Genomic DNA, 13,788 nt, shown 5'->3' on the forward strand with positions numbered 1-13,788 from the left:
AGCAGGTACACAGGTACACAGGTACACAGGTACACAGGTACACAGGTACACAGGTACACAGGTACACAGGTACACAGGTACACAGGTCACCCTCTGAACAACTTAAAAAGTTATTTTTATACATACTGTTAATTTTCACGTATTCAAGTCCTTATAGTTACAAGTTGTGCTTAATTAAAACTTCATTTTTACTACTTCGGATAAAACCGAAGTTTCTGACTAAAATAGCAAAGATTTGTAAACTAACTCCACGGTTAACGCAACCAAATATAAAAAATTATGCTTTTGGAATGATTTTGGTATTGTTATGTTTAACTATATCGAGTAATGCAATTGCACTATCAGCAATAACAGTAAAGACAATTCAAGGTAGTGCGCCTTATTTATCGTTTGATGGAAAGGGGACTAAAGCAAATTCAACAGAACATTTGTTGAGTATTACATTGTCTGATGGTAGACAATATAGCATCCGTAATAATCCGTCATCGGAAAATAACCCAATTGAGTTGCCTGCTGTAGATCAAAAACTGAAAGATATTAAGAAATTCATTCCCGAAGGGAAATCAGTAGTTACTTTAACAGATGTAGTATTAACTAACAAATTTTGGAAAGATGATGATGGCGATAGTTCGATCTCTGTAACAGGTAATCTTACAATGACCGTGCAAAATGTTGATGGAAAAATAGTTAATGAGAATACAGAATTAAATGCTTGTTATTCGCCTTATAAAATCACTTTAACGAGTGATAGTGGTATTTTATCTACCCAATACGGAAAGCCAAGATCAACTGAGTTTAAAGGTGGAAGCGTTAGTTATTATCTAACACCTAAAGTTGCAGTTCCTTATGCATGCTTTGCTCAACCAACGTTAAGGTATAATGGAAATGTACTTGTTAGTTATCGTGGTCCAGTTGAACAGTGGGATGATGATAAAGGCTTTAAACCACAGGATATAAATTCCCCTGCATCAAATTTCCCAACTATAGGGGCTAAGGGGATGTACTTTGATTTAACGGTGGCAGGAGCATCTGCAAAAGAGTTAACTTACAGCAAATGGCCAACAGATTCAAATATAGATTTAAGTATAAAACAAGGAAGCCGTTACAATATTGCTAGAATAGAATTAACCGGACCTAGTGATTCAAATAAAGGTCAAACCTCATCAGTTGTTCCAACTTACTTTAATATTTATTCAGATAAAGCAAAGACAAATGTTATATACCGTTTTATGATAAGTAAATGGTTTGTTGCAAAGCCGACTTATAGCGGAGGTTTAGAGGCAGCCAAAGCGTACTGTAGTAGTTTAGGAAATGGTTATAGGCTTCCCCATATTGTTGAAATGACAAATGCAAATAATGATATTGTTGCTTGGGCAGGAGGATTATCTGGTCAACCTAATAATTTCCAACGTCGGATCGGGGGAGGATTCTTTGCAGAGTGGGGGTATACGGATAATGAATACTACGTGAATAGTGATTTTATACGGGATGATATCAATTTTGATTACTGGACTGCTGACCCTTTTTATGGTGGAGTACAAAATTATACTGTTTTTTCAAAGCAAGGTAATATTGGGCACTATTATTTTGTGCATAATGAAACTAGAGTTGTGTGCGTACGTTAATTATCAAGAAATGGAATTAAAAATTTTAGTTCCATCACAATTAGGTTTATGAGATAAAAACAAAAAACATCTAGTGTACTAGTTTAAGAATAAAAATGGTTATTGTAAGATAAAATTATGGATTAAAAGACATTTAAGTTTGTAAGGTGATGATAAATTATTTGGTTACGTGTTGGTAAAATTATAAGATTGTGATTAGTTGTATCGAAGTTAAAGTCAATCGAATAATAAGACACGAATGAATTGTTACTGAAAGTATATATTCAAACAAAATTTCTACGCATCATGATGGAGATTAGACCTAGCTTTCTTATAACCATAATTTTTTAAGTAAATAAGATAGCAATTGTAGCTATTTCTTAAAATAGTACAGCAAAAAAGTAGAAAATTTTCCATGATAAAAGTAAAAAGAGAAAATGACAGGCACTAAATCATATTGATCTTAAAAGAAGTTGAAGACGGTATTCTGGTTAAAGAGTTTTGCTGGAAATAAAGTATGGGAAATTCTATTTTTTATAAATAGTGAGAGAAATCTAACGATATAGAAAGCTTATATATCAAATGTTTAAAAGAATTAGAAGCGGGAAATCACAAGATTAAGTAGAGGTTTGCCGATTTGCAAGGATCAAATAACATGATGTGTTCTTATATTTTTTGATAATTGACTTATATAATTTAAGGAGGGAGAATATGGTATGAAAAACAGAGAAAATCATATTATGAAAGTACGGCAAACATTACCTGATAATGTAAGCTTTATTGCAGAAGAAATCGATTATTTAGATTGTCAAAAAAAAGATATTTCTAAAAAATTGACAGCCTATGAAGCTTATAAAATGATGACATCTTATCAACCTAGATGGCTAAAAATACTATTTAAAATAAGGGATTGTTTAGTGAAATTAATCGGTGTCAAAGCGATTAATGGATTTGATAGTTCTGCGGAAAATAAGCATCAACCAGACGAAAGCAATATGGCTGATTTTTTTACCATAACAGAGGAAACCAACGATAAACTGACATTAGTTGTAAAAGATTGCCATTTAGATGTATGTGTTTGTATTCGTGTTGTAGATAAAGGTAATGACATAAGTAAAAATACAGTATATTTAATTGCATCAGTTAAAAATCACAATATCTGGGGGAAATTATATATGTTACCCGTTGCTATTTTACATCCTTATATTGTTAATAAATTATTTGAAAATATAAAATAATAAGTCATTTATTATAAATAACTTATCAAGTTGCAATGAGCATATCAGCTTTATTGCATAATATAATGATGTTATTAATTTCAAATCTATAAATAAAATATAAAACCATCCTGCTTATTTTTTTAGCTTTTATTGCGATTGTTTTATGAACAGATATTATTTGCCATAAACATTTGATACTATTTAAACAATGCAATTGATTAGGCCATAACGATTTGTTATCTCGTTAAAAATTATTATGAATCGTTTTAAAAAAATAAGGTGTTATATGAAAAATATAAGCAGGAAATGGATTGTTATTGCAGTTGTTATTATTTCTATTATTTTTATTTTATGGCAGCAATTAAAAACTGATGGGTATGGTTCAGATTTTATTAGTGGCAACGGACGTATTGAAGCGACTGAAATCAATATTTCAGCTAAATTAGCCGGTAGAATAGAAAAAATTAATGTTGATGAGGGCGATTTTGTTAAAGCCGGTCAAGCTTTAGTCGTCATGCAAACTGATACCTTACAAGCACAACTTAATGAAGCCCAAGCACAATACCGCCAAGCGGTTAGTAATGAAGCAAGTGCTAAAGCGCAAGTAGCATTAAAAATGAGTGATAAAGTTGCAGCGCAAGCAGGTGTAAGCCAAAAGGAAAGTGACTTAGATATCGCCTCAAAACATTTACAACGAACTACCGCACTATATCAAAAAGGTGCAATATCTATTCAACAATTTGATGACGATACTGCTAAAGTAAACAATGCTAAAGCAGCACTAGATTCAGCCAAATCACAAGTTACTGCCGCTGACGCAGCGATTGCAGTAGCCGAAGCGGGGGTTGATAGCGCCACATCGGCAATCAATGTTGCAAGTGCTAATATTAAAAGAATTCAAGCTGATATTGATGATAGTACTTTAAATGCCCCTGTTGACGGTCGTATTCAATACCGAATAGCACAATTAGGTGAAGTTTTACCTTCAGGCGGAAAAGTATTAAATTTAGTTAATTTGTATGATGTTTATCTTACATTCTTTTTACCTGAAACGGTCGCAGGTAAAGTGGGTATTGGTGATGAAGTGAGATTGATTTTAGATGCACTACCAGATAAAGCAATTTCTGCCAAAATATCGTTTGTATCAAGCGTTGCGCAGTTTACGCCTAAAACTGTTGAAACTAAAGATGAGCGTCAGAAATTGATGTTTAGAGTAAAAGCGCAATTAAGCCCTGAATTATTAAAATGTTTTATAAATCAAGTTAAAACAGGTTTACCAGGTGTAGCTTGGGTAAAACTTGATCCAAAAGCTTCGTGGCCGTCAGGCTTAGCTGATATTGCAAAATGTCCAACAAAATAATTGGGGATAGCATATGTCAGAATCCGACAATAAAGATTTAGCTTTATCAACCGAAGCTAAATCGTTTGATGATGCAGTGGTAAAAATTAGTGATGTATCACTGCATTATAAAAAGAACCTTGCTCTTGATAATATCACTTTAGCTATACCGCCAAGATGTATGGTTGGATTGATAGGACCAGACGGTGTTGGAAAATCAAGTTTATTATCATTAATTGCTGGTTCGCATGTTATTCAAGATGGGTTAGTATATGTACTTGACGGTGATATGAAAGATAAAACACACCGTAAAAATGTTTGCACACGTATTGCTTATATGCCGCAAGGGTTAGGCAAAAACCTTTATCCGACTTTATCTGTTGAAGAAAATTTACAATTTTTTGCTCGTCTGTTTGGTAATGATGCGACCGAGCGTCGCCGCCGTATTGATGAATTAACGCGTAGTACTGGGTTATATCCATTTTTATCAAGACCAGCAGGGCGACTGTCCGGTGGTATGAAGCAAAAAGTTAGCTTATGTTCGGCTTTAATCCACGATCCTGATTTGTTAATTCTTGATGAACCTACAACTGGGGTGGATCCACTTTCCAGAGCCCAATTTTGGCAGTTAATTAACAAAATTCGTGAACAAAGACCCCAAATGAGTGTGATTGTTGCAACAGCCTACATGGACGAAGCTCAAAATTTTGATTGGTTGGTGGCAATGTATGGCGGTAAGATTCTTGAAACTGGCACACCAAAATCCTTACTAGCTAAGACAGGAAAAGATAATTTAGATGATGCATTCATTCAGCTAATGCCAGAAAGTGCTAAACAAGGTTATCAAACTGTCGAAATTCCACCTTTAGATCTTAATAAAGATTTGCAAATAGCTATAGAAGCAAAAGGTTTAACGAAACAATTCGGTAATTTTATTGCAGTTGATCATGTTAATTTTTCAATTAAACAAGGTGAAATATTTGGCTTTTTAGGATCAAATGGCTGTGGTAAATCAACCACCATGAAAATGTTAACGGGTTTATTACCGATTTCATCAGGTGAGGCGTGGTTATTTGGTAAGCCGGTTGATGCCAGTGATATTAATGTTAGGCGTCATTTAGGATATATGTCTCAAGCATTTTCTTTATATAGTGAGTTAACGGTCAAACAAAATCTAGTTCTACATGCGCGTCTGTTTGGTATTGAAGAAAGTAAAATTTCCTCTCGTGTTGAAGAATTACTAAAACGTTTTGGTTTAGAACAAGATGCAGAAAATCTACCCGATAGCTTACCTTTAGGGGTAAAGCAACGGCTTTCATTGTCAGTTGCGGTTGTGCATAATCCACAAATTCTTATCCTTGATGAACCAACATCCGGCGTTGACCCCATTGCTCGAGATGATTTTTGGCGTTTAATTATCGAATTGTCTAGAAAAGATAAAGTAACAGTGTTTATTACAACTCATTTTATGAATGAGGCTGCAAGGTGTGATAGAATCTCATTAATGCATGCAGGTAAAGTATTAGCAAGCGATACGCCAGATAACATTATCAGCTCCAAAAATGCTAAAACACTAGAAGAGGCCTTTATTAACTATCTTGTTGATGCAGGAGCTGATGATAGTAATGCAGAAGAACACTCTGTTGAACCACCAAAAGAAATACTCAATCAAGCAACAAAAACATTACCACATCATCATGTTCAAGGGTTTAGTCTTAACCGTATGATAGGTTGCTTATGGCGTGAAACACTTGAGTTATCTAGAGATCCTTTACGAGCATTATTAGCGTTATTAGGTTCAGCAATTTTAATGTTAGTTATGGGATATGGTATTACGATGGATGTTGAAGATCTGAATTTTGCTGTGCTTGATCGAGATCAAAGTGTAATTAGTCAAAATTATATTCTTAATTTATCGGGTTCTAAACGTTATTTTATTGAAAGAGAGCCAATTACAGATTATAACGATATGGACGCGCGGTTAAGAAGTAATGAAATCGCTTTAGCGATTGAAATCCCTCCCAATTTTGGTCGAGATATACAACGAGGTGATCCTGTTGATATTGCTATTTGGATTGATGGGGCAATGCCGCTACGAGCTGAAACAATTAAAGGTTACGTTCAAGGAATGCATCTTGCTTGGCTAAGTGAAAAAGTAAAAGAAGTAACAGGAAAATCCTCAACTAGTTTGGCAAATATAGAAACAAGATACCGTTATAATCCTGATATTAAAAGCTTACCGTCCATGGTACCGGCTGTAATACCAATTTTATTATTGATGATTCCATCTATGCTGGCGGCTTTATCGGTTGTGCGTGAAAAAGAGATGGGTTCAATTATCAATTTATATGTAACTCCAGTAACTAAAGCTGAATTTTTGCTAGGTAAGCAAGTGCCTTATATCATTATTTCCATGTTTAGCTTTATATTATTGTTATTTATGGCAATCACCATTTTTGCTGTTCCCGTAAAAGGAAGTCTATTTACTTTATGCCTTGCTGCCTTTGCTTACTGCATTATTTCAACGGGTTTTGGTTTGTTAGCTTCAACTGTTACTCGTAGTCAAATTGCTGTTATCTTTTTAACTTGTGTAGGTACAATGCTACCAGCAATTCAATTCTCGGGATTACTCAATCCTGTCGCATCTTTAGAAGGTGGTGGTCGTTATATTGGTGAGGTTTATCCAACTACACATATGCTAATTATTGCTCGCGGTGTGTTTAATAAAGCACTTGGTTTTATGGATTTGCACAATTCAATATTTGCTTTATTGGTCACAATCCCCATTGTTCTTGGGGCAAGTATTTTTCTTCTTAAAAAACAAGAAGGATAGATATTATGCAAAGTTTAATTAATATTTATCGCTTAGGAATAAAAGAGTTATGGGGGTTATTGCGTGATCCTATCATGTTGTTGTTAATTGCCTATTGCTTTACCTTTGATATTTACATTGCCGCAACAGCAACATCTGATTCGTTGCACCATGCTTCGATTGCAGTTGTTGATGAAGATGACTCACCGTTATCACGGCAAATTATTGCAGCATTTTATCCGCCGATGTTTAATGATCCCGTTAAATTATACTCAATGAACGATGTTGATCATGGTATGGATACGGATAATTATACGTTTGCTTTAAATATTCCGCCTAATTTTCAGCGTGATGTGCTAAATAGCCAAAGTCCAGAACTTCAACTTAATATTGATGCAACACGAATGGGACAAGCGTTTGTTGGAAATGGTTATATAACACAGATTGTTACTGGTGAAGTGACTGAATATGTTAATCGTTACAGTAAGGCAACTAATTTGCCCGTTAATATACAAGTGCATACTGCATTTAATCCTAATTTAACGCGATCTTGGTTTGGTTCAGTCATGGAAATTATTAATATTGTGACAACATTATCGATTATTTTAACTGGGGCCGCCTTAGTGAAAGAGCGGGAACATGGTACGATTGACCATCTCCTTGCTATGCCTGTTACCCCTTTTGAAATTATGCTCTCCAAAGTATGGTCAATGGGACTTGTGGTATTAATATCAACATGGGTGGCATTGTTGTTAGTTGTTCATAGTTGGCTAAAAGTACCAATTGCAGGTTCGGTAAGCTTATTTTTGATTGGAGCTGCATTGCATCTTTTTGTTACAACGTCACTTGGAATATTTATGGCAACAGTAGCAAAATCCACTGCGCAATTCGCAATGTTACTAATTTTAGTTTTATTACCACTACAAATGCTATCTGGGGGTAGTACTCCGCGTGAAAGCATGCCTGAAATTGTGCAAAACATTATGATGTTTGCTCCAACCACGCATTTTGTTGAATTAGGGCAGGCAATACTGTATCGAGGTGCTGGCTTACGCGTTGTTTGGACTTCATTTGCTTGGTTATTGGCAATTGGTGCTGTATTCTTTTTAATTGCTTTAAGGCGTTTTCGTAGTTCAATTGTGAATATGGGCTCATAATGTCCTATATTTTATTGCAAAATTAGTTGTAAGGATTACTCGTATTGTTTACAAAAATTTGAGAAACGACATAATATGGATACTAAGAATTGAATAGTTACAATTTTTTCTGTATTACACGGGATTGGAGTCGGTGATATTTCCAGTATTGATCGCCTGCTTAGCTTAAATGTACCAACTGTTAAAATGAAGTACAGTAAAACACTCAATGAACATTATATGGCAAATGTTTGTCTACATTGTGGAGCCATACAAGGTCATAACTATGTAGTCACTGATCCCCATGAAATCATCAATTCACTGTGGCATAATCATGATATGAATAACTATTTCTTTAAAAACTTAAAAATTGATACAAGCACATTATTAGGTGAATTGAAAAGATGTATGGAATGGAGCTAATATTCTCATGTTTTGTCTGAAATCATCACCTTTAATACCAGTATACTAATTTAGTAAATATCAACAATCCTATTTTCCATGGATATTACCGTGTTCGTAGTACTCAATCATTACTTAAGATTCATTTATCCCTTATCGTTCTATTTTAATAAGATATGATAAATTAGAAAGGAATTATGTCTGCATGTTATCTCTGGCATTCATACTTATGTGGCTACCAATGCATTGTTGATTAATACATGAATACAAAAGATCAACAATCCCTAACAAAGGATAAATATTTTTTAATCGTTAACACATATAACAGTATATATTTTATTGCGTATTTAAGTGTTTGGCTTTATATTATTTTCAATACTAATATTGCAATTTTGCTTTAACCTTTATAAGCCCAATTTATGCATAAAAAACGTTTTTCTTTGATTGTAGCGATCATTGCTGTTATTGCTATGGTTGTTATTATATATTTTGCTTATCAACCTAGTACTATTATTTTGCAAGGTGAAGTTGAATCTAATCGTGTTGATGTTGCTGCCAGAGTTCAAGGTCGAGTAAATCAATTTAATTATGATGTTGGTGACGATGTTAAGCAGGGTGAAGTTCTTCTTACTCTTTCAAATCCTGCATTGTTAGCTCAGCTTGCAACAGCAGAAGCGCAATTAAAAGTAGCAATGGCGAGTCGTGATAATACTTATAGCACTAGACCAGAAACAATTGATGTGCAAAAAGCGCAGTTAGATAAAGCTAAATCAGATTTAGATTTAGCTCAAACTAGCTATGAAAGAATTAATCGCTTAGCTAAAAATGGCACTGTTTCAAAGCAAAGCTATGATGAATCCTTTAATCAATATCAAGCGGCCATTAAAGCTTATGAAGCCGCTAAAGCTAACTTATCACTAGCCGAAAACGGTAGCAGTGTAGAACAGAAAAAATTAGCCGATGTGCAAGTTGAACAATCAGAAGCAGCATTGGCGCAAGTAAAAGCTGATGTTAATGAATTAACTTTAGTTTCTCCAATTAACGGTCAAATTACGACTCGAGTCGCTGAAACAGGGCAATTATACAGCCCAGGTACTCCGCTTTATTCTATTATTGATTTAAATGATATTTGGTTTACTTTTAATATACGTGAAGATTTGCTGGGAAACCTTAAAGTTGGTGATACGTTTCAAGTAAGAGTACCGGCATTAAATAATCAGATTATAGATGTTAAAGTCACTGTATTAAATGCTTTAGGTCAATATGCGAATTGGCAAGCGACTAAAGCAACGGGTGATTTTGACTTAAAGACTTTTGAAATGCGTGCTAAACCAATTAATAAAGTGTCAGGTCTCCGCCCAGGAATGAGTGTTACTACAAAGTGGCAATCTCGCTAGCTTGAATAATATCGAGATTTTACACAAAAAGGAACGATATTAATGTATCACCGGCTATTTCAAGTAATTGGATGGGAACTTCGTAAATTAATTAAACAACGTATTTTGTGTTTATTAGTTTTCATCTATCCTTTATTATTTATTTTTTTATTTGTTTATATGTACCATGCCGGTGTTATTACTCAGGTACCTATTGCTGTTGTTGATCAAGATACAACCAAATCATCTCGCTTATTGATTCAACAAGTTGCTGCTTCACCTCAGCTACAGGTAGCTGAACGTTATCAAGATCTTACCTCAGCTAAACATGCGTTGATTAAAGGTGATGTTTATGCTGTGCTTTTCATTCAGCATGAGTTTGAAAAAGATCTTATAGCTGGTCATCAGCCAGAAGTTGTCGCTTTTTATAATAATCAGTATATGTCAGCTGGAACGATTATTTTTCGGGCGATGAGTTCCGCATTGAAAACAGCAAATAGTCAAATAGTATTGCAAGGGTTATTAGAAAAAGGAATTGCTTCACCAGTAGCACAAAGCCAAATGCAAACTATACCGACAAGTTTACATCCTTTATATAATCCAACTTTAAATTATCTATATACGTTAATTAGTGGTTTAATTCCTACTATATTACAAATCATTATTATGATGGCCATGGTTACTAGTATTACTCGTGATCGTTTTACTGGAACGGGGTATCAGCAAATATTAAAATTAGCTAATCATAATATTTTTATCTTTTTATTAGGACGCATTATTCCTTATTTTATCTATTTTTTATTTTGCTTGATTCTATTTGATACCGTTTTAATTGCTAATTTTAATTTACCTTTAAATGGGCATTTAATATTGCTTATACTTGGTGATATAGGCTTTATTTTGACTTCATGTTTGTATGGTATTTTCTTTGGTTTAACGGGATCAACACTAGCACAAGCTTATGGCACTGCAAGCTTAGTAGCATCACCTGCGTTTGGATTTACTGGGCTTATTTTCCCTCGGATTGCAATGAATACCTTTGCTTATATTTGGAGTGCTTTATTACCTGTAACATGGTATATACAAATTCGTCTTGATCAAACATTAAGATCGCCAAATATAGTAACTTCCTTACAACCGTTTGTTTATTTAGTGATCCAATTAAGTGTTATGGCTATTCTTGTTTATCTTTTTTTACGAAAGATCCGTAGGCGGTTGATATGATTAAATCTTTACTATTAACTTCCTATGATGAATTAAAACGAATTTTCCAAACCAAAGCGATAGTTAGCGTTATGTTTGTGGGAATACTTATCTATTTCATCTTTTACCCACAACCTTATTTACATGAAGCAATCCGAGATGTTCCTATTGCTGTTATTGACCAAGATAATACCAATTACAGTCGAGATCTAGTAAGACAACTTAATGCTAATAAGTCCATCAATATAGACTTACATATTGCAGACTTAGAAACGGCTAAAAAACTTATCGAAGAACGTAAAATATATGGAGTTGTACTCATACCTTACCGTTTTCAAAAGAATATATTAGAAGGAAAAACTAGCCCAGTGTCATATTATGGCGATGCGAGCTATATTTTAATTTATAGTAATGTTGCTACCGCCATTAATACCGTTGCCAGTAATTTTGGCGCTAAAATTTCAATTTCACGCAAAATAGCGCAAGGTGTCGATCCTGCAGTGGCAAATAATAATGTTTCTCCTTTTAATAGCCAGTTAATTAGTTTATTTAATCCTCAATCAGGATATGCAACCTATATTATTCCAGCCGCTTTTATTTTGATCTTAAATCAGACATTATTTATCGGTAGTATTTTATGCCGTCTATTTAGTAAAAATTCTGATTTTGAAATAGCCTTTGTTAATAAACAGAATCACACGGTTTCATCGGCATTATTACTGCTTTCTGGTAAATTATTGACTTATTTAGTGCTTTATTTAATCTATTTTATTATTTATACCGTATTTGCTAACTATTGGTATGACTTACCGCGCCTAAGTCATCTATCTGTTTCCTTACTATTTATTCTTCCTTTTATTTTGTCCACTTCGTTATTAGGTAAAATTGTTTCACATTTTGTCCATACGGTAAGTGATGTGTTTTGCTTAATTATACCGTCAAGTATGATTATCTTTTTTGTTACAGGATTATCTTGGCCAAAAGAATTGATGCCTCCTTTGTTCCATTTTATTGGCTATATATTTCCAGCTGTACCAGCTATAGTTGGGTCAGTAAAAATAAATCAAATGGGAGCAAGTTTTTCCGAATTTAGTCAGCAATATTGGCATTTGTGGATATTAACCATTGTCTATTTTTGTATCGCATTTATTTTAGAAAAACGTTATGTTCAAAAGATAATGTCGACAAATGCTAGGAGAGAAAATTAAATTAGCAATAGTTCATTTATTATAAATAATCAAATAAAAATTGATTGATACAACAACGTCAGCAATGGCACTAATTTGCAGCTGTATTAATATGTTTGAATTTCTTCTTTAGCTTTATGATAAACCTCATTTGTTATATATAAAAATATGTCAGTTTCATAAAGTTAGATATAGAAATTTAGTTTTTTCCTTGAAGGTTAGTGTGTATAGCTATATCATAATTGGCCGACTAAGATCTTAGTTAGCTAGACCCCAAAAAATAGAAAACAAAATAAATGAGTCCCCATGTTAATTAATGCTAAAAATATTCTCGAAAAATTAAATCCACATAATAAAGTAAATTACGATTCTGTTTTAAAAGAAGTGATTAATAATTGGCAATCAGAATCAGTTCGACCAAAGTTATTAATTCATAGTTGTTGTGCACCTTGTAGTACCTATGTTTTAGAGTATTTAGCACAATATGCAGATATTACGATTTATTTTGCTAATTCTAATATCCATCCCAGAGTTGAATATGAGCACCGTAGTGTGGTGCAACAGAAATTTATTGCTGACTTTAATCAAAAAACAGGTAATAACGTTGAATTCTTAGAAGCACCTTATCAGCCAGCAGAATTTATTAAACAAGTTGGTCATTTGCGTGATGCGCCCGAAGGTGGCGAGCGTTGTCATATTTGTTATAAAATGCGATTAGATCTGGCCGCAATTAAAGCACAAGAATTGGGCTTTGACTATTTTGCAAGTGCTTTAACACTAAGCCCTAAAAAGAATAGCCAAAAAATAAACGAACTGGGGTTTGAAATTCAAGAGATCTTTTCGGTCAATTATCTGCCTTCTGATTTCAAAAAAAATAACGGTTATAAACGCTCTATTGAATTATGCAAGGAGTATGATGTGTATCGTCAATGTTATTGCGGTTGTATTTTTGCGGCCAAAGCACAAGGTGTTGATTTGAAAAATGTGATTGCGATAGCTAAGCAAGGATTAGAAAAAGGTTTATAACTATTAGGGACATTTAATTATAGACCATACTCAAACGTATAGTTACCTGAAACTTTTTGACACTGTTATTATCTGCGGAAAGATATTTTTTAAACAGAACTATTAAAAAATTTGAACATTTAACTATAATTATCATTTATAAAATTAATTTTCTGATAGTCAGTTATCTTGCTAAATGTGAGTTTATTATGTCAAAACTTTATAAGTTAGGATTGGATGTTGGTTCTACAACAGCTAAATGTGTGTTGCTTGATGAGCATGGCAATTTTGTTTATACCAATTATGTTCGCCATAATACCCATATTATAGCAACTGTGTTGCGATTATTAGATGAGATAGTACAAAAACTTGGCAATAATATTATTTTGTCGGTGAAAGTGATCCTCGCCAAAAAAGTGGACAAAATTCACCTCTATGATATAAACAAAAATCATAGGAGACAAATATCATGGTCAAAAAATTTAGTATCGAATTCAAACAACA

General features: G+C 33.6%; 11 protein-coding genes and 1 pseudogene. All 12 read left to right on the plus strand.

Features of this window, described 5'->3' with window-relative positions; genetic code table 11:
* The first annotated feature begins 296 nt into the window (after positions 1 to 296).
* On the plus strand, positions 297 to 1,625 hold the full coding sequence (locus ACGH6S_RS11005; protein WP_411578910.1) for a hypothetical protein: 1,329 nt from the start codon (positions 297 to 299) through the stop codon (positions 1,623 to 1,625).
* Between the two features lie 695 nt (positions 1,626 to 2,320).
* Entirely contained in the window at positions 2,321 to 2,842 is a 522-nt protein-coding gene (locus tag ACGH6S_RS11010) for a DUF2867 domain-containing protein (protein WP_411578911.1), read from the plus strand.
* A gap of 268 nt (positions 2,843 to 3,110) precedes the next feature.
* Positions 3,111 to 4,184: an HlyD family secretion protein gene (locus ACGH6S_RS11015; RefSeq protein WP_085164023.1), complete on the plus strand. Its 1,074-nt coding sequence runs from the start codon at positions 3,111 to 3,113 to the stop codon at positions 4,182 to 4,184.
* 13 nt (positions 4,185 to 4,197) lie between these two features.
* Positions 4,198 to 6,996: a ribosome-associated ATPase/putative transporter RbbA gene (rbbA, locus tag ACGH6S_RS11020; RefSeq protein ID WP_411578912.1), complete on the plus strand. Its 2,799-nt coding sequence runs from the start codon at positions 4,198 to 4,200 to the stop codon at positions 6,994 to 6,996.
* Positions 6,997 to 7,001: 5 nt separating this feature from the next.
* The gene (locus ACGH6S_RS11025; RefSeq protein WP_411578913.1) at positions 7,002 to 8,132 is read left to right on the plus strand and encodes an ABC transporter permease; all 1,131 of its coding nucleotides are present in this window, start codon (positions 7,002 to 7,004) and stop codon (positions 8,130 to 8,132) included.
* A 186-nt stretch (positions 8,133 to 8,318) separates the two neighbouring features.
* Positions 8,319 to 8,534 (plus strand): hypothetical protein, encoded by a 216-nt coding sequence (locus tag ACGH6S_RS11030; protein WP_174798302.1) that lies wholly within the window; start codon positions 8,319 to 8,321, stop codon positions 8,532 to 8,534.
* Between the two features lie 133 nt (positions 8,535 to 8,667).
* Positions 8,668 to 8,766 (plus strand): annotated as a pseudogene (locus tag ACGH6S_RS11035) (IS5/IS1182 family transposase); the annotation flags it as partial.
* Between the two features lie 166 nt (positions 8,767 to 8,932).
* Positions 8,933 to 9,910, plus strand: coding sequence for an HlyD family secretion protein (locus tag ACGH6S_RS11040; RefSeq protein ID WP_065560073.1), 978 nt, complete (start codon positions 8,933 to 8,935; stop codon positions 9,908 to 9,910).
* Positions 9,911 to 9,952: 42 nt separating this feature from the next.
* Complete coding sequence (locus tag ACGH6S_RS11045) at positions 9,953 to 11,113, plus strand: ABC transporter permease (protein ID WP_065590981.1); 1,161 nt, start codon at positions 9,953 to 9,955, stop codon at positions 11,111 to 11,113.
* Positions 11,110 to 12,300, plus strand: a complete 1,191-nt coding sequence (locus ACGH6S_RS11050) for an ABC transporter permease (protein WP_411578914.1) — start codon at positions 11,110 to 11,112, stop codon at positions 12,298 to 12,300. The genes ACGH6S_RS11045 and ACGH6S_RS11050 overlap by 4 nt, the downstream gene beginning before the upstream one ends.
* A 285-nt stretch (positions 12,301 to 12,585) precedes the next feature.
* On the plus strand, positions 12,586 to 13,305 hold the full coding sequence (locus ACGH6S_RS11055; RefSeq protein ID WP_174798298.1) for an epoxyqueuosine reductase QueH: 720 nt from the start codon (positions 12,586 to 12,588) through the stop codon (positions 13,303 to 13,305).
* A 188-nt stretch (positions 13,306 to 13,493) separates the two neighbouring features.
* Positions 13,494 to 13,788 (plus strand): hypothetical protein (locus ACGH6S_RS11060; protein ID WP_411578915.1); only part of this gene is annotated, 295 nt, incomplete at its 3' end.

It is taken from the genome of Gilliamella sp. BG3, assembly GCF_046635605.1.
GTDB lineage: Bacteria > Pseudomonadota > Gammaproteobacteria > Enterobacterales > Orbaceae > Gilliamella > Gilliamella bombi.